This is a genomic window from Sphingomonas sp. BK069 (genome assembly GCF_014193405.1).
GTDB lineage: Bacteria > Pseudomonadota > Alphaproteobacteria > Sphingomonadales > Sphingomonadaceae > Sphingomonas.
In genome coordinates, this window is record NZ_JACHZH010000001.1 from 1,458,664 (window position 1) to 1,474,388 (window position 15,725).

Consider the following 15,725-nt stretch of genomic DNA (forward strand, 5'->3'; position numbering starts at 1 on the left):
GACGATCGCTCGCGGGCAATTCCCTCTCGCATCCCCATACCCCCCGGCATCGCCCCCCCCGGTCTCACTCGCGCGGCACACGGCCTCCCGCCGTCGTCGTCGCCGCGGCGAGCAGTGCGATGCCGAGTGCCGCGCCTGTCGCGCGCCACAGCGCGGCGTTATCGGGCGCGGCATAGTCGGCCGTGCCGAGGAAAGCGCCCGCAACCAGCCCCGACCACAGCAGCAGGTACGGCAGCCAGTCCCAGCGCGCGCCGTCGCCCATCAGCGCGCCCGCGAGATGCTGGCCGAGCTTGACCAAGGCGCCTGTCATATAGGTCACCCCGACGCTGACCTCGCCGTCGCGCTGGAAGACGGTGTTGAGTCCGCCCATCGCCAACGCCAGCAGCACCGTGCCAAGGCCGCCGAGCGGGCCGAACTCGGGCAGCGCCGCCGCCACCGCGAGCGGCACCGCGGCGAGTACGATCACGCCCGGCCGGCGCCAGCGCCCCAGCGCCGCGCCCGCGGTGGCGCCGACGACCACGCCCGCGACGAAGGCGAGGATCAGCGACGCCGCGGTGAGCGCCAGCGGCGAGCCGCCCGCCAGCGCCACCGCCAGCCGGGTCGAGTTGCCGCTCATGAAGGAGACGAACAGGCCGTTGAGCCGCAGGAAGCCGATCGCGTCGACATAGCCCGCCAGCGCCGCCAGCGCGATCGCCAGCCACCATTCGCGTCGTGGATGCCGGGTCACGCGTCGATCGCCTCCTCGTCGAGGCGGGCCGCGTTCTCCTGGATGAAGGCGAAGCGGTGCGCGGGATTGGTCCCCATCAGCCGGTCGACCAGGTCCTTCACGCCGGCGCGCTCCTCATATTCCTGTGGCAGCGTGATGCGGATCATGCTGCGTTTGGCCGGGTCCATCGTCGTCTCGCGCAACTGGCTCGGGTTCATCTCGCCCAGGCCCTTGAAGCGCGCCACCTCCACCTTCTTGCCGCGGAAGACGGTGCGCTCCAGCTCGGCGCGGTGGGCGTCGTCGCGCGCGTAGAGCGACTTGGCGCCGACCGTCAGGCGATAGAGCGGCGGCTGTGCGAGGTGCAGATGCCCCTGCCGCACCAGCTCGGGCATCTCCTGGAAGAAGAAGGTCATCAGCAGCGTCGCGATATGCGCGCCGTCGACGTCGGCGTCGGTCATGATGACGATCTTCTCGTAGCGAAGCTGCTCGGGACGGCAGTCCTTGCGGGTGCCGCAGCCGAGCGCCTGAACGAGGTCGGCGATCTCCTGGTTGGCCAGGATCTTGGCCGAGGTGGCGGAGGCGACGTTGAGGATCTTGCCGCGGATCGGCAGGATCGCCTGGGTCTTGCGGTCGCGCGCCTGCTTGGCCGAGCCGCCCGCCGAATCGCCCTCGACGATGAACAGTTCGGTACCCTCCGAGCTGTCGGAGGCGCAGTCGGTGAGCTTGCCCGGGAGCCGGATCTTGCGCGCCGAGGTCGCGGTCTTGCGCTTGACGTCGCGCTCGGCCTTGCGCCGCAGCCGCTCGTCCATCCGCTCCAGCACATAACCGAGCAGCGCCTTGCCGCGCTCCATATTGTGGCCGAGCCAATGGTCGAAATGGTCGCGCATCGCCTTCTCGACCAGCCCCGCCGCCTCGGGCGAGGTGAGCCGATCCTTGGTCTGTGACTGGAACTGCGGCTCGCGGATGAAGACGCTGAGCATCAGCTCGCTGCCGACCATCACGTCGTCCGCGGTGAGGTCCTTGGCGCGCTTGTTGCCGACGAGGTCGCCGAACTGACGCAACCCGCGCACCAGCGCCTGACGCAGCCCCTGCTCGTGCGTGCCGCCGTCGGGTGTGGGGATGGTGTTGCAATACCAGCTGTAGCTGCCTTCGCTCCACAGCGGCCAGGCGACCGCCCACTCGACCTTGCCCTGCTGGTCGGGGAAGTCCTGCTGGCCGGCGAAGAAATCGGCGGTGGCGCATTCGCGCCCGGCGATCTGCTCGCGCAGATGGTCCGACAGGCCTCCGGGAAACTGGAACACCGCTTCCTCAGGAATACCGCTTGCGCGGTCTCCATCCGTGATCAGCTCGGACGCGCAGTGCCACCGTATCTCGACGCCGGCGAACAGGTACGCCTTGGAGCGCGCCAGCTTGTACAGCCGCGCCGGCTTGAACAGCAGCTCGGGGCCGAAGATCTCGGTGTCGGGCGTGAAGGCCACCGACGTGCCGCGGCGGTTGGGCGCGGCGCCGACCGTCTCGAGCGGGCCGAGCGTCTGCCCCTTGCTGAAGCGCTGGCGGTACAACTGGCGGTCACGCGCGACCTCGACCACGGTGTCGCTCGACAGCGCATTCACCACCGAGACGCCGACGCCATGCAGGCCGCCCGAGGTGGCATAGGCCTTGCCGGCGAACTTGCCGCCCGAGTGCAGCATCGAGAGGATCACCTCGAGCGCCGACTTGTCCGGAAACTTGGGATGCGGGTCCACCGGCATGCCGCGGCCGTTGTCGACGATGGTCAAGCGGTTGCCCGGCTCCAGCGTGATCTCGATCCGCGTGGCGTGTCCCGCCACCGCCTCGTCCATCGCATTGTCGAGCACCTCGGCGGCGAGGTGATGCATCGCGCGCTCGTCGGTGCCGCCGACGTACATGCCGGGCCGGCGGCGCACCGGCTCCAAGCCCTCGAGCACCTCGATCGACGAGGCGTCATAGGCGGGGGTGCCGGCGGTGGGGGAAGCGAACAGATCGGCCATGACCGTCATATAACGATCCACGCCGCCCGACCCAAGCTCGGCAAGGTCGGTTGCCACGGCAATGATTCCTCACGCAACACAACCTGAACGAGGCTCGTTCGCGGATCGTTCGATCAGGGAGTGACCTACATGAGAGCGTATTTGACCGCCGCCGCGATCGCGGTGTCGTTGACGGCTGTCCCCGCGATGGCGCAGGACGATGGCGATCCGTCGGTCAGCAGCGGCTTCTCCGGCATCTATGTCGGCGCCGCCGGCGGCTATGACGTGCAGCCCAACGATGGCGCCGCGCGCCTCGAGTTCGACCGCAACCTCGACGGCCGCTTCGGCGACACGGTGCTGACCGGCACGGGCGCGAACGCCTTCTCGCCGGGCTTCTGCGGCGGACGCGCGCGCGCCGCGCAGGGTCCGCGCAACGGTGGCCCGGGGTGCGCGAAGGATCGTGACGGCTGGAGCTATTACGGGCGGGTCGGCTACGACCAGCAGAGCGGACCGATCGTCTACGGCGTCGTCGGCGAGTTCGGGCGGACTCACATCAACGACAGCACCTCGGGCTTCTCGACCACTCCGGCGAATTACGTGATGTACCGCCAGGTCAACTGGGAGGCCGCGGTGCGCGCGCGCGCCGGCTACACGCCCAACGACTCGACGTTGTTCTACGGCACGTTCGGCCCGTCGCTGGCGCGGATCGACAGCGAGTTCTCGTCGAGCCAGAGCACAAACAGCTTCACCGCGCGCGGGCGGCAGGACCAGTTCGGCTTCCAGGGCGGCGGCGGCATCGAGCAGCGCTTCGGCGACCATTTCTCGGTCGGGCTCGAATATGTCTACCACCAGTACCAGGACGACGACTATCGCGTCCGCGCCGCCGGCCCGGCGGGCACGCCCTTCACCAACGCCGGCAACGGCGGCACGGTCGAGGGCACCGACTTCCGCCGCTCGGACGAGAAGTTCCGCTGGCATAGCCTGCGCGCCACCGCGGCGTTCCGCTTCTGAGGTGACGGGGCGGGGGCGGACGAGCGCCCGCCCCTCTCTTTTCGTTCCGCGGCAAAGGCCGGGGCCCAGTCGGCCGGCGCGGGTGAGACATACCCCGACGGCCCCAACTGGGCCCCGGCCTTTGCCGGGGTACAACAGCTTTATGTAACGGCGCTCACCCTCAGCGCATGCGGGGGCCGCCGAACGGCAGCGGCGGCGCGCGACGATCGCGGCGCGGCAGCTGCGCCTGATAGGCATGGCCGCAATGCTCGACGCAATAAGGGAAGCCCGGGTTCACCTTGTCGCCGCAGAAGTGGAAATCGGGCTCGCCGGGGTGGCCGAGCGGCCACTTGCAGATCTTGTCATTGAGATCGAGCAGCGAGGTCTTGTTGGCAAACTCGGGCGCGGTGCGCGCGGGCACCAGCCGGCGCGGCGGGGCCGGCGCGATCGGCGGCTGCTGCTCACCGGGCGCCTGACGCACGAAGCCGCCCGGACCGACCGAGCGCAACACCGGCTCGCGCTTGACCGGGGGCGCGCTGGGCACCTCATCGGCCTCGTCGTCGACGTCGCTGGCCGCCGGCGCTGCTTCCGGAGTCGAGTCGGTCGCGAACGGCGGCGGCGCAGGCCGCGCGGCGGGCGCGGGCGCAGGCGCCGCGGTGCGGACCGGGGCGGGAGTCGGCTTCGGCGCGGGCGCGGCAGCGACAGGAGCGGCAGCCGGCGCCGACTCGGCGGCGCGCGCCTCCTCCTTCGTCGTCACCGGCGACGGGCGCGACTGGAGGCCGAGGCGATGCGCCTTGCCGATCACCGCGTTGCGACTGACGCCGCCGAGCGCCTCGGCGATCTGGCTGGCGGTCTGGCCCGCCTCCCACATCGTCTTCAGCGTATCGATCCGCTCGTCGGTCCAGGACATGCTTGTCTTCCTCTAGCGTTCCGGTTGCGGGCGCGCGCCGCAGCGGTTACCCGCACAGGCGATGAGCAGCCAGCCTCCCACCGGACATATTCCGTCAGCCATCAGGCACGCCCCCGGCGAACCGGTGATCCGGAACGTCAATTGGGGCGGCCTGCGAACCCTCTATGTGAAGGAGGTGCGCCGTTTCTTCAAGGTGCAGCTCCAGACGGTGTGGGCGCCGGCGGTGACGACGCTGATGTTCCTCGTCATCTTCACCGTCGCCAACGGCGCACGCAGCCCGGTCAACGTCGGCGGCGCGCCGGTCGCCTTCGCCGACTTCATCGCGCCCGGACTGATCGTGATGGGGATGCTCAACAACGCCTTCGCCAACGCGAGCTTCTCGCTGCTGGTCGGCAAGATCCAGGGCAATATCGTCGACTATCTGCAGCCACCGCTCTCCACCAGCGAGCTGCTCGCGGCACTCGTCGGCGCCGCGGTGACGCGCGCCTTCTGCGTCGGCTGTGCGGTGTGGCTGGCGATGGCGCTGTGGCCCGGGGTGCACGTGACGCCGCACCACCCGCTGGCGGTACTGTGGTTCGGGCTGCTCGGCGCGATGTTCCTGTCGTTCGCGGGCGTGCTCACCTCGATCTGGGCGGACAAGTTCGACCATGCCGCGGCGGTGACCAACTTCCTGATCGCGCCGCTGACGCTGCTGTCGGGTACCTTCTACTCGGTCGACCATCTCGCGCCTGCGTTCCGCGCGTTCAGCCACGTCAACCCGTTCTTCTACGTGATCTCGGGGTTTCGCTACGGCTTCCTCGGCAGCGCCGACTCGCCCGTGGCAGTGGGCAGCGTGGTTATCCTCGCGATCGATGTCGCGCTGGGGGTGCTATGCTACGTGCTGCTCAAGCGCGGCTGGAAGCTGAAGAGCTAGGCCAATCAGATCCTCCCCGCCTGCGGGGACGGGGACCAGCCGAAGGCTGGTGGAGGGGGACCTCCGCATAGGGACCGCTGGGTGTACGGCCCCACCCGTCCGTCAGCGCTGGCGCGCTGCCATCTCCCCGCGAGCGGGGAGGATCTAGTCCGCGACGAATGCCGCAATCGCCTCGCCCAGCTCGGGCTTGGTCACCGCGCTCATGTGGTTGCCCGGCACCTCGGCGTAGCGTGCGTTCGGCAGCGCGTCGGCGAGCGCCGCGGCCGAGCCGTTGTCGTGATCGTCCATCCCGCTGAGCACCAAGGTCGGCCGCTCGAGCGTCGCCAGCACCGCCGCCGGCGTGCTCGCGAAGGTGTCGATCACGCCGAGCAGCGCCACCGGGTCGCCGCCGGTGGTCTTGAGGAAGGCCTCGGCGAGCCACTCCGGGCTGCCGCGCTCGTGCTGGCCGAGTCGTGTGAGGATGTTGCGGAAATGGTCAGCGCGGCGCTCGGCGCCGACGATCCCCTCCCGCCCCATGCCGGCGAGCACGACACGCCGCGGCGTCGCGCCGCGCGCCAGCATCCGCACCACGGTGCGCGCGCCGAGCGAGTAGCCGCCGAGGTCATAGTCGGTCAGCCCGAGGTGGCGCACCAGCGCCTCGCCGTCGAGCGCCAGCGCGTCGGGCGGGTAAGCGGCCGGATCGTGCGGCTTGCCGCTCTCGCCGTGCGCGCGCAGGTCGGGCATGATGACGCGCACGCCGCGCGCGGCGATTGCGGCGGCGTGGCCGTAGCGCAGCCAGTTGGTGCGTGCGTCCGAGAAATAGCCGTGGATCAGCACCAGCGGGCGGCCCTCGCCGAGCTCGCGCCAGGCGATCGGCGTGCCATCGAAACTGTCGAAGAAGCGTGTCTCAGTCGGGGAGCTTGCCACTCGTTTCCATCCATTTGCCGACGATATGCGGGAGCTCGTCGGTGCGTTTGTCAGGCAGGCCGCTGGTATCCCGCCAGGCAGCGTGGCGGCTCTCGACGCCGAAATGGCCGGTCGGGCGCAGGCGGTCAGCGTCGTCGAAGCTGCCAACGGTGAGGTCGAGCTGCTCGTCGCTTTTCCCTTCATAGGTCAGCGGCGTACCGCAGTCGCGGCAGAAACCGCGCTGCGCGATTGGCGACGAGGCACGGCGATCGGGCTCGCGCGTGGTCCAGCGCAGCGCGGCGCGCGAGACCTGCTTGAGCGCGGCGAAGACGCCGCCGGTCGCGCGCTGGCACATCCGGCAGTGGCACAGATAGGCATGGTCGTCCTCGACCAGCACGGCATAGCGTACGCTGCCGCACTGGCACCCACCGGTCATTTCGCGCGCCATCCCGCCGCTCCCGCTGCCCAGACGAAGCGACCTAACGTGGCGAGCGCGCCAGGTAAACGCGTGACCCATGTTGCAGCGCAGCACTCGACGCCGGCCGGTGACGCTGGCAGAGCGCGCTGGTGACTCGCCCGCCTTCCCTGCCGCACAGCGCGATCGAGGACGCCTATGCGCTCGCGCTCGGCTGTATCCTCGTCGTCCTCGGCCTCGCGCTGCTCCACGCCGCCGGGCTAGTCACAGGCGGGATCGCGGGCGTGGCGCTGCTGCTCTCCTATGCGGTGCCGCTACCGAGCGGGGTGCTGTTCACCCTGCTCAACCTGCCGTTCTTCTGGCTGGCTTGGCGCGCCATGGGGCGGCGCTTCACGCTCCGCACCGCGCTGGTCGGGATCGGGGTGGCGGGGCTCGGCACGGTGACGCGCTACGGGCTCAGCATCGCGTATATCGATCCCGCCTTCGCCGCCCTGGCGGGCGGGTCGGTCATCGGCTTCGGCGCGCTAGCGCTGGCGCGGCACCATGCCGGGATCGGCGGGACGGGCGTGGTGACGCTATGGCTCCAGCAGCGCCGCGGCTGGAACGCGGGACGCACGCAGATCGCCATCGACGCGGTGATCCTGCTGGTGTCGCTGGTGGCGCTGCCGGTGGAGCGCGTGGCGTGGTCGGCGCTTTCCGCGGCGGCGATCAGCGGCATCCTGATCGCGTGGCACCGGCCAGGGCGGTACACGGGCTATTGAAGAGCTGCGTGCTCCTAAGGACGCAGGAGCTAAGGGCGGCGAGCGCGACGTACGTGGCGCTGGGTGCCTGCGTGTGCAGGAACACGGATGACGTGGCACTCTTCGATCCTCCGTTTGTGCTGGAAGCACTGAGCGAAGCCGAAGTGCCGTCTCGAAGCACAGCCACGACCGTCGCGGCTGTGCTTCGAGACGAGGCTTCGACGAGCTCAAACTCTCCTCAGCCCGAACGGGACAGGAGCAGTGCTCTGCTCACTCCTCCTCGGCGAACACCGCGTCGAAGGCGGCGTCGTCGGTCTCGTCCGCCTTCTTGAGATGGCGGCGGCCGAGCAGCTCGGCGATCTGCACCGCGTTGAGCGCCGCCCCCTTGCGCAGGTTGTCGCTGACGCACCACAAGGCCAGCCCGTTCTCCACGGTCGGGTCCTCGCGCACGCGGCTCACGTAAGTGGCGTCGTCACCCGCGCTCTCGATCGGGGTGACGTAGCCGCCGTCCTCGCGCTTATCGACCAGCATCACGCCGGGCGCCTCGCGCAGGATACGCTGCGCGTCCTCGGCCGACAGCTCGTTCTCGAACTCAATGTTGAGCGCCTCGGAATGGCCGACGAACACCGGCACGCGCACGCAGGTCGCGACCACCTTGATCTTGGTGTCGAGGATCTTCTTGGTCTCGACCACCATCTTCCACTCTTCCTTGGTGGAGCCGTCGTCGAGGAAGCTGTCGATGTGCGGGATCACGTTGAAGGCAATCTGCTTGGTAAACTTCTTCGGCTCGGCGGGATCGCCGACGAAGATGTTGCGGCTCTGCTCGAACAGCTCGTCCATGCCGATCTTGCCCGCGCCCGAGACCGACTGATAGGTCGCCACCACCACGCGCTTGATCGTCGCGGCGTCGTGCAGCGGCTTGAGCGCCACCACCATCTGCGCGGTCGAGCAATTGGGGTTGGCGATGATGTTCTTGGCACGATAGCCGTCAATCGCCGCGGCATTCACCTCAGGCACGATCAGCGGCACGTCCGGATCCATGCGGTAGAGCGACGAATTGTCGATCACGGTGCAGCCCGCCGCGGCGAACTTGGGCGCATAGACCGCGGTCGCCTCGCTGCCGATCGCGAACAATGCCATGTCCCAGCCGGTCGGATCGAAATGCTCGATGTTCTTGACGGTGAGCATACGGCCGGTGTCGCCGTACTCGATCTGGTCGCCGACCGAGCGCGACGACGCCAGCACCGCGATCTCGTCGGCGGGAAACTCGCGCTCGGCGAGGATGTTGACCATCTCGCGCCCGACATTGCCCGTGGCCCCCGCCACTACCACCCGATAGCCCATCTTACGTCCTTCCCGGCGCGCTCGGTGCGCGCATGTCTACCCCGCGGCGGCACTAATGCGCCCGCCGCGCGTGCGACAGCAAGCTTTACTTGGGCCCGCTGCCGACGTGCGCGTCGAGGAAGCGCTCGATCGTGGTCCAGACGTGGATGTCGCGCACCGCCGAGTGGGTCTTGCCGGGATAGAACATCAGGTCGAACGGCATGTCCGCCGCCTGCAGCGCCGCCGCCACCTTGGTGCTGTTGTCGAGGAAGACGTTGTCGTCGGCCATGCCGTGCAGCAACAGCAGCGGCGTGGTGATGCGCTTGGGATCACGCACCGCGCGCGAGGCGTCATAGGCGGCGGCGTCGGAGCGCGGATCGCCCATGTAGCGCTCGGTGTAATGCGAGTCGTAGAGGTGCCAGTCGGTCACCGGCGCGCCCGAGATCGCGGCGGCGTAGAGGGCGGGATCGGCCTCGATCATCTTGAGCGACATATAGCCGCCGTACGACCAGCCGTAGGTCGCGATCCGCTTCGGGTCGACGTAGCCGAGCGTTGTCAGATAAGTCGCGCCGGCGCGCTGGTCGGCGACCTCCACCGTCCCCATAGCGTGCCAGATCGCGCTCTCGAACTTGACCCCGCGATTGGCCGAGCCGCGATTGTCGAGCTCGAAGTAGATCCAGCCGCGGTCGACGATGTGCTGGATCAGCGGGTTCTTCCAGTCACGCGCGACGTTCTGCGGCCCCGGGCCGCCGTAATGCTGGAAGAAAACAGGGTAGCGCTTGCCCGGCTCCAGCTTGGGCGTGACCATCTGCCAATGCAGATCGGTGCCGTCCTCCGCTCTGATCGTGCCGAACGTCACCGGCCGGTGCGCGGCGAGATAGGGCGCATACGGGTGGTCGCCCTCGACCCGGTTCTCGTTGACCCAGGCGAGCCGCTTGCCCGCGGCGTCGGCGAGATAGACTTGCGGCGGCTGGTTGGGGTTGGAGCGGGTGACGAGGAAGCGCTGCGCCGTGCCGTCCGCGGTGACGCTGTTCTGCCAGCCGCGCTCGGTCAGCCGCTCGGGCGTGCCGCCGGCGAGCGGGACGACGTAGAGCTGCTGCTCGAGCACGTCGTCCTTGTTGGCCATGAAATAGACCTTGCCCGCGGCCTCGTCGACCGCGACGAGGCCGGTGACCACCCACGGCCCCTTGGTCAGCTGGGTCCACTGCCCACCGCGCAGCAGCCAGAGATGGCCGTAGCCATCGCGCTCGGAACGCCACAAGAGGCCGCCGTCGGCGAGCGCTCGGTAGCTGTCGGTGAGGTTGATCCAGCTGCGCGGCGCGGCGGTCTCGCTGAACAGGGGGCTCGCTTTGCCCGTGGCGGGGTCGACGCGGAGCACGTCCAGCCGGGTCTGCGCGCGGTTCTCGCGCTGGACGAGCAGCGCCGAGCCGTCGGGTAGCCAATCGACCCGCGCCAGATAGATATCGGGGTCGGTGCCGAGGTCGACCTTCACCTGCCCCTTGCCGTCGGCGCGCATCACGTGGAGCTCGACCGCGACGTTGGGCGTGCCTGCGGCGGGATAGCGCTGCTGGTAGATCTCGGTCCCGGCGGCGCCGATCGCGGCGCGGGTGAAGACCTGCACCGGCGCCTCGTCGAACCGCTCGACCGCGATATAGCGATCGTCGGGGCTCCACCAGTAACCGGTGCGGCGGTCCATCTCCTCCTGCGCGACGAACTCGGCCTCGCCGAAATGGACCGTGCCCCCGCCGCCCTGCGTGAGCGCGCGCGCGGCGCCTCCGCTGAGCGGCTGGAGCCACAGGTTCTGGGCGCGCACGTAGCTGACGAAGCCGCCGCGCGGCGAGACCTCGCCGTTGAGCACGCCGCCCCTCACCTCGGTGAGCCGCCGCGTGACGCCGTCCAGCCCGGCAACATACAGGTCGCCGTCGGCGGGGACGAGCAATTGGCGACCGTCAGGCGACCAGTCGTAGCGGATGATCCCGGTCAGCGCGCCGATGCGCGCGCGCTCGCGCTGCATCTTCTCCGCCTCGGACAGCGCCGCGCCGCTGCCGACGCGCGTGCTGTCGACCAGCATCCGCTCCTGCCCGGTGGCGGTGTCGCGCGCCCACAGGTCGAGGCGAAAGCGGTCGTCGGCGCGCGGGCGCAGGAAGGTGAGCAGCCGCCCGTCGGGCGAGAGCTTGAGCGAGCGCGGCTGCTGGCCGCCGAGGTCGGGCGCGGCGAAGATGCGCTCGAGCGTGAGCCGCTGCGGCGCGGGTCTGGTCGCGCCGGCCTGCGCCTGCGCGGCGTCAGCCACGAGCGCCCCTGTTGCTACCGTCGCGAGCGCCACCACCGCCAACCATGAACGCATCCATTCCTCCGGGATCGCGACCCGGGAACGGGCGCGCCGCCCTTATCGCGGCGCGAGACGGCGAGGTAAAGCGTCACCCTTGCTGTCGTGGTGGGGAGCTCTTTGCCGGGTGGAACGCCGATGCCGATGCCGACGCCGACGCGAGCGTCTACCACGCGGGCGCTCCGTCACTACAAGCGCACCACCCCAGCGAACGCCTAGAGACGTAAGGCAAATCCTATCCCACTGGCGTCATCCTGAGCTTGTCTCAGGATCCACTGTGCCGCGCACCCAAGTGCCGGTGGTGCGCGCGGACGGGTCGATCCTGAGACGAGCTCAGGATGACGGCGGCTATGGCAAACCGGCAGTGCGACGCCCGCCGCACCCACCCAAACGACAAAAGGGGCGCGGTGGTCTCCCACCGCGCCCCTCGCATTCCGGTAGGGGATCGGGTGTCGCTTACTCGGCGGCCTGCGCCTGCGGGCGGTTGTCGCGGCGCTCGGCGATACGCGCGGACTTACCGGTGCGGCCACGCAGATAATAGAGCTTGGCGCGACGCACCGCGCCCTTGCGCACCACCTCGATCGAATCGACGTTGGGCGAGTAAAGCGGGAAAACACGCTCCACGCCCTCGCCGAAGCTGATCTTGCGGACGGTGAACGACGAGCCCATGCCCTTGTTCGAGCGCGCGATGCACACGCCCTCGAAGTTCTGGACGCGGGTGCGCTCGCCCTCGACCACCTTCACGCCGACCTTCAGCGTGTCGCCGGGGCGGAATTCGGGGAGCTTCTTGCTCTCGTGGAACTTGGCGATCTGCTCGGCCTCGAGCGTCTGGATCAGGTTCATCGCGTCAATCCTTACTTCCGTGCCGCGCGCCAGAGGGCGAGCCGACCCGAGCGCCCTCGTGACGCTCCCACAGGTCCGGCCGCCGTAGCCGTGTGTCGATCTCGGCCTGTGACTGACGCCACGCCGCGATCCTCGCATGATCCCCCGATCGCAGCACCTCGGGGATCGTGCGCCCTTCCCATTCGACAGGTCGGGTATAATGCGGATACTCGAGGAGGCCCCTCTCGAAGCTCTCCTCGTCCCCGCTCGAAGCCGCGCCCATTACCCCCGGGAGCAGCCGAACGCAAGCGTCCAGCAGCACCAGCGCGGCCATCTCACCGCCCGAGAGGATATAGTCGCCGATCGACAGCTGCTCGATCGCGCGCGCTTCGAACAAGCGCTCGTCGAAGCCCTCAAATCGACCGCACAGCAGCACCGCCCCCGATCCCGCGGCGAGGTCGCGGACGCGCCGCTGCGTCAGCGGTGCACCGCGCGGCGTGAGCGCGACCAGCGGGCGACCGTCGGCGTGCGCGTCGACGGCGCGAGCGACGATGTCGGCGCGCAGCACCATGCCCGCCCCGCCCCCGGCCGGCGTGTCGTCGACGGTGCGGTGGCGGTCCTCGGTGAAGTCGCGGATGTTGACCGGGTCGCAGCTCCACCGCCCCTCGCGCAGCGCGCGGCCCGCGAGCGACGTGCCGAGCGGGCCGGGGAACATCTCGGGGTAGAGCGTCAGGATGGTGGCGCGGAAGGTCATCGGGTCCAGTTCTCGACGGCGAGGCCGGGGATGCCGGCGAAGTCGCGCTCGTTGTTGGTGACGAGGGTCGCGTTGAGCGACAGCGCGTGCGCCGCGATCAGCAGGTCGAAGCTGTGGCGGCGCGGCGGCGTCGACGCCGCAAGGCCACCGTAGCGCTCCGCCGCGGCGCGGTCGAAATCGTGCACGCCGAGCACCCCGACGAAGATGTCGAGCCGCGCCTCGTCCGCGGCATCCACGCTGGGACGGCTGGCGCCGTAGCGGAGTTCCGCCAGCGTGATCGCCGATAGGCCGAGGTTGCGGCCGTTCTGCGCGCGAATCCGGGCGCGCAGCTGCGCGCTCCGGGCGAGCGCGAAGTCGATGCAGACGTTAGTGTCCAGAAGGTACATGCGTCAGGCGGCGGTGTCGCGTGCGGGCGCGCGCCAGTCACGCTCGTCCTGCTCGGTCTCGCCGCGCCCCTCCGCCATGAAGCCGGGCGAGAAGGCGCCGTAAAGGCCATCCAGCACCGCCGCCGCCTGATCGTCGCGCCATACGCTGCACGAGCCGTCGCGATGCGGCACCAGCGTGACGTCGTCGCCCTCCTTCAGCCCCAGCGCCTTGGGCAGGCGCAAGGCGACCGAATTGCCGGACTTGAACACCTTGGCGCGATATTCGTTAACCATCGCCGATCTCCCGTATGCACGGGATGTATATACACGCGGGAACGACAGCAAGATGGACGACTGCCTCATCATCGGCGCCGGACCCGCCGGGCTCACCGCGGCGATCTACCTGGCGCGCTATCATCTCTCGATCCGACTGTTCGACTCGGGGTCGAGCCGTGCCGCGATGATCCCGTGCACGCACAACCACGCCGGCTATCCCGACGGCATCGCGGGCACCGAGTTGCTGCGACTGATGCTCACACAGGCAGAGAAATACGGCGCGCGGCGCGAGCCGGTGAAGGTCACCGGGCTGGCGCAAGACGGCGACGGCTTCGTCGCCACCACCGATCACGGCACGCATCGCGCACGCACCGTGCTGCTGGCAACCGGGGTGGTGAACCACCGCCCGCACGGGCTGCTCCCCGAAGTGCACGACCCGGCGCTGGCGCGCGGGCTGCTGCGCTATTGCCCGGTGTGCGACGGCTATGAGATCACCGACAAGCGGGTCGCGGTGATCGGCACCGGCGATCGCGGCATGCGCGAGGCGCTGTTCCTGCGCGGCTTCACCCGCGACATCACACTCATCGCGCCCGAGGCGGAACATCTGCTCGACTCGGCCTGTGCGGACGCGCTCGACGACGCGGGGGTGGTACGCGTCGACGGCCCGTGCGGCGGCTATGCGATCGAGGGTGACCAACTCGCGCTGGACACCGCGCGCGGGCGGATGGCGTTCGACAGCGTCTACCCAGCGCTGGGCTCACGCATCCGCTCGCATCTCGCGATCGAGGCGGGCGCGCGCGCGAGCGAGGACGGCTGTCTCGAGGTCGACGATCACCAGCGCACCAGCGTGCCGGGGCTGTTCGCGGCGGGAGATGTGGTCAAGGGGCTCGACCAGATCAGCCATGCCATGGGCGAGGCCGGCGTCGCGGCGACGACGATCCGCAACCTGCTGGCGGAGCAGCGCCCGCTGCGGCGGTGAGCGGTGTTCCTGCGCACGCAGGAACCCAGGTGGGTAGGCGCAGCGTCCGTGGCTCTGGGCTCCTGCTTGCGCAGGAGCACCGCGCGATCAGGAGCGATCCGGCCTGCAACCTTCCGTCATCCCGAACTCGTTTCGGGATCCACCGTGTGGCATACTTAGCCGCCGAGGCGCTCGGGGGACGGTGGATCCTGAAACAAGTTCAGGATGACGGTTGAGAGAAGGCAGGAAGACAGCGCGTCCCCCTCACTCCACGAAGCCGGCCTCCACCACCAGCCGCTCGCGGTCCCACTCGGGCACCGCGTTGATCGGCACCATGAAGCGCTTGCCGCCGTCGCGCTCGATCTCGATCACGTCGCCCGCCCCGAAATTCTCCACGGCGACAACGCGCCCGACCGGCTCGCCCGCGGTCGACACCGCGGCGAGACCGAGCAGGTCGGCGTGGTAATATTCGCCCTCGCCGAGCGGCGGCAGGTCCGCGCGCGCGACGGTGAGCAAGGTGCCGCGAAGCTGCTCCGCGGCGGTGCGGTCGGTCACCTCGGCGAAGCGCGCGATCGTGCCGTCGCGCAGCTTCACCAGCGTGAGCGCACCGCCGTTGAACGTGCGATGCGCCTCGAGTGCCTCGGCGAACACCTTCAGGCGCACCTCGCCGGCGATGCCGTGCGCCCCCGCCACGGCGGCGAGCACCACCGCGTCGGGGTCGACCGGCACCGGGTCAGGCTTGGTCGGGCGAGCCGGCGCCGCCGGCGGGGGCGTCGTCGTCCCCTTCGGCGGGCTGCTGGCTCGAGACGCCCTGGTTGGTGGCGTCCGGGGTGGTCGAATCGTCATTGTCGTCGGGCGCGGTGCGCGGGTCGGGGTCGATCGTCATCGTGCATTCCTCTCGGCTCTCGATGGAGCGGCAAGTAACGCACGAGCGGACGATCGATTTCCCGGCCGGCTTACTCGGCGCTCGCCGCCTCGGCCTCGGCCGGGGCCGCGGCGGCCTCCTGCTGCGCCTTCAGCTTCTCGGCACGCTCCTCGGCGCGCTCCTTGGCCTTCTCGCCCGGCTCGCCCTTCTTGGGGTTGCTGCGCGCGGCGCGCTCCTTCACGCCAGCGGTGTCGAGGAAGCGGGCAACGCGGTCGGTCGGCTGCGCGCCGACGCCCAGCCAGTGCTTGGCGCGCTCGGCGTCGAGCACGATGCGCTTCTCGTCGTCCTTGCCGAGCAGCGGGTTGTAGTTGCCGATCTTCTCGATGAACTTGCCATCGCGCGGGCTGCGCGCGTCGGCGACGACGATGCGGTAGTAAGGACGCTTCTTCGAGCCGCCGCGCGACAGGCGAATGCTGAGTGCCATGGTGT

The 15,725-nt window shown here is 69.7% G+C and carries 18 protein-coding genes; 4 read left to right on the top strand and 14 right to left on the bottom strand.

The annotated features are described in order from the left end of the window. Positions 1-64 precede the first annotated feature (64 nt). Positions 65-727: a YoaK family protein gene (locus FHY02_RS07005; RefSeq protein WP_183921086.1), complete on the bottom strand. Its 663-nt coding sequence runs from the start codon at positions 725-727 to the stop codon at positions 65-67. Beyond that, positions 724-2,724 carry a DNA topoisomerase IV subunit B gene (gene parE / locus FHY02_RS07010; RefSeq protein WP_183921495.1) on the bottom strand — a complete coding sequence of 667 codons (2,001 nt, stop codon included), beginning with the start codon at positions 2,722-2,724 and terminating at the stop codon, positions 724-726. The genes FHY02_RS07005 and parE overlap by 4 nt, the downstream gene beginning before the upstream one ends. A 120-nt stretch (positions 2,725-2,844) precedes the next feature. On the opposite strand from parE, the gene FHY02_RS07015 reads away from it, so the two are divergent. After that, entirely contained in the window at positions 2,845-3,705 is an 861-nt protein-coding gene (locus FHY02_RS07015) for an outer membrane protein (RefSeq protein WP_183921087.1), read from the top strand. A 160-nt stretch (positions 3,706-3,865) separates the two neighbouring features. On the opposite strand, the gene FHY02_RS07020 is transcribed toward FHY02_RS07015, so the two are convergent. After that, positions 3,866-4,594 carry a GcrA family cell cycle regulator gene (locus tag FHY02_RS07020; RefSeq protein ID WP_183921088.1) on the bottom strand — a complete coding sequence of 243 codons (729 nt, stop codon included), beginning with the start codon at positions 4,592-4,594 and terminating at the stop codon, positions 3,866-3,868. A 61-nt stretch (positions 4,595-4,655) separates the two neighbouring features. Here FHY02_RS07020 and FHY02_RS07025 point away from each other — a divergent pair, with 61 nt between their 5' ends. Next, positions 4,656-5,507: an ABC transporter permease gene (locus tag FHY02_RS07025; RefSeq protein ID WP_183921089.1), complete on the top strand. Its 852-nt coding sequence runs from the start codon at positions 4,656-4,658 to the stop codon at positions 5,505-5,507. A 144-nt stretch (positions 5,508-5,651) separates the two neighbouring features. On the opposite strand, the gene FHY02_RS07030 is transcribed toward FHY02_RS07025, so the two are convergent. Then, the gene (locus FHY02_RS07030; protein WP_183921090.1) at positions 5,652-6,413 is read right to left on the bottom strand and encodes an alpha/beta fold hydrolase; all 762 of its coding nucleotides are present in this window, start codon (positions 6,411-6,413) and stop codon (positions 5,652-5,654) included. Next, positions 6,394-6,840: a GFA family protein gene (locus tag FHY02_RS22900; protein WP_183921091.1), complete on the bottom strand. Its 447-nt coding sequence runs from the start codon at positions 6,838-6,840 to the stop codon at positions 6,394-6,396. Before FHY02_RS22900 ends, FHY02_RS07030 begins: the two co-directional genes overlap by 20 nt. A 119-nt stretch (positions 6,841-6,959) precedes the next feature. Here FHY02_RS22900 and FHY02_RS07040 point away from each other — a divergent pair, with 119 nt between their 5' ends. Further along, positions 6,960-7,568 (top strand): YitT family protein, encoded by a 609-nt coding sequence (locus tag FHY02_RS07040; protein ID WP_132910578.1) that lies wholly within the window; start codon positions 6,960-6,962, stop codon positions 7,566-7,568. Between the two features lie 249 nt (positions 7,569-7,817). On the opposite strand, the gene FHY02_RS07045 is transcribed toward FHY02_RS07040, so the two are convergent. The 6 genes from FHY02_RS07045 to FHY02_RS07070 all read right to left on the bottom strand — a co-directional run bounded on the left by FHY02_RS07045 (position 7,818) and on the right by FHY02_RS07070 (position 13,431). Next, the gene (locus FHY02_RS07045; protein ID WP_183921092.1) at positions 7,818-8,891 is read right to left on the bottom strand and encodes an aspartate-semialdehyde dehydrogenase; all 1,074 of its coding nucleotides are present in this window, start codon (positions 8,889-8,891) and stop codon (positions 7,818-7,820) included. A gap of 85 nt (positions 8,892-8,976) precedes the next feature. Then, a complete protein-coding gene (locus FHY02_RS07050) occupies positions 8,977-11,214 on the bottom strand; it encodes a S9 family peptidase (RefSeq protein ID WP_183921093.1) in 2,238 nt (745 codons plus the stop codon). A gap of 438 nt (positions 11,215-11,652) precedes the next feature. Further along, entirely contained in the window at positions 11,653-12,039 is a 387-nt protein-coding gene (rplS, locus tag FHY02_RS07055) for a 50S ribosomal protein L19 (protein WP_132910575.1), read from the bottom strand. Positions 12,040-12,043: 4 nt separating this feature from the next. Continuing rightward, complete coding sequence (gene trmD / locus FHY02_RS07060; RefSeq protein ID WP_183921094.1) at positions 12,044-12,772, bottom strand: tRNA (guanosine(37)-N1)-methyltransferase TrmD; 729 nt, start codon at positions 12,770-12,772, stop codon at positions 12,044-12,046. Beyond that, positions 12,769-13,158 carry a type II toxin-antitoxin system VapC family toxin gene (locus tag FHY02_RS07065; protein ID WP_183921095.1) on the bottom strand — a complete coding sequence of 130 codons (390 nt, stop codon included), beginning with the start codon at positions 13,156-13,158 and terminating at the stop codon, positions 12,769-12,771. The genes trmD and FHY02_RS07065 overlap by 4 nt, the downstream gene beginning before the upstream one ends. A 3-nt stretch (positions 13,159-13,161) precedes the next feature. Continuing rightward, a complete protein-coding gene (locus FHY02_RS07070) occupies positions 13,162-13,431 on the bottom strand; it encodes an antitoxin (RefSeq protein WP_183921096.1) in 270 nt (89 codons plus the stop codon). Positions 13,432-13,483: 52 nt separating this feature from the next. On the opposite strand from FHY02_RS07070, the gene FHY02_RS07075 reads away from it, so the two are divergent. Beyond that, positions 13,484-14,392, top strand: a complete 909-nt coding sequence (locus FHY02_RS07075; RefSeq protein WP_183921097.1) for an NAD(P)/FAD-dependent oxidoreductase — start codon at positions 13,484-13,486, stop codon at positions 14,390-14,392. Positions 14,393-14,635: 243 nt separating this feature from the next. Here FHY02_RS07075 and rimM read toward each other — a convergent pair whose 3' ends face one another. The 3 genes from rimM to rpsP form a co-directional block, all read right to left on the bottom strand. After that, entirely contained in the window at positions 14,636-15,100 is a 465-nt protein-coding gene (rimM, locus tag FHY02_RS07080) for a ribosome maturation factor RimM (protein WP_183921525.1), read from the bottom strand. Positions 15,101-15,104: 4 nt separating this feature from the next. Beyond that, positions 15,105-15,257, bottom strand: a complete 153-nt coding sequence (locus FHY02_RS07085; RefSeq protein ID WP_183921098.1) for a hypothetical protein — start codon at positions 15,255-15,257, stop codon at positions 15,105-15,107. A 70-nt stretch (positions 15,258-15,327) separates the two neighbouring features. Next, on the bottom strand, positions 15,328-15,720 hold the full coding sequence (gene rpsP / locus FHY02_RS07090) for a 30S ribosomal protein S16 (RefSeq protein WP_183921099.1): 393 nt from the start codon (positions 15,718-15,720) through the stop codon (positions 15,328-15,330). Positions 15,721-15,725: the final 5 nt, after the last annotated feature.

Coding starts and splice junctions, on each gene's coding strand:
- parE (WP_183921495.1), bottom strand. CDS start 2,724: ATGACGGTCATGGCCGATCTGTTCGCTTCCCCCACCGCCGGCACCCCC.
- FHY02_RS07015 (WP_183921087.1), top strand. CDS start 2,845: ATGAGAGCGTATTTGACCGCCGCCGCGATCGCGGTGTCGTTGACGGCT.
- FHY02_RS07020 (WP_183921088.1), bottom strand. CDS start 4,594: ATGTCCTGGACCGACGAGCGGATCGATACGCTGAAGACGATGTGGGAG.
- FHY02_RS07025 (WP_183921089.1), top strand. CDS start 4,656: ATGAGCAGCCAGCCTCCCACCGGACATATTCCGTCAGCCATCAGGCAC.
- FHY02_RS22900 (WP_183921091.1), bottom strand. CDS start 6,840: ATGGCGCGCGAAATGACCGGTGGGTGCCAGTGCGGCAGCGTACGCTAT.
- FHY02_RS07045 (WP_183921092.1), bottom strand. CDS start 8,891: ATGGGCTATCGGGTGGTAGTGGCGGGGGCCACGGGCAATGTCGGGCGC.
- FHY02_RS07050 (WP_183921093.1), bottom strand. CDS start 11,214: ATGCGTTCATGGTTGGCGGTGGTGGCGCTCGCGACGGTAGCAACAGGG.
- rplS (WP_132910575.1), bottom strand. CDS start 12,039: ATGAACCTGATCCAGACGCTCGAGGCCGAGCAGATCGCCAAGTTCCAC.
- trmD (WP_183921094.1), bottom strand. CDS start 12,772: ATGACCTTCCGCGCCACCATCCTGACGCTCTACCCCGAGATGTTCCCC.
- FHY02_RS07065 (WP_183921095.1), bottom strand. CDS start 13,158: ATGTACCTTCTGGACACTAACGTCTGCATCGACTTCGCGCTCGCCCGG.
- FHY02_RS07070 (WP_183921096.1), bottom strand. CDS start 13,431: ATGGTTAACGAATATCGCGCCAAGGTGTTCAAGTCCGGCAATTCGGTC.
- FHY02_RS07075 (WP_183921097.1), top strand. CDS start 13,484: ATGGACGACTGCCTCATCATCGGCGCCGGACCCGCCGGGCTCACCGCG.
- FHY02_RS07085 (WP_183921098.1), bottom strand. CDS start 15,257: ATGACGATCGACCCCGACCCGCGCACCGCGCCCGACGACAATGACGAT.
- rpsP (WP_183921099.1), bottom strand. CDS start 15,720: ATGGCACTCAGCATTCGCCTGTCGCGCGGCGGCTCGAAGAAGCGTCCT.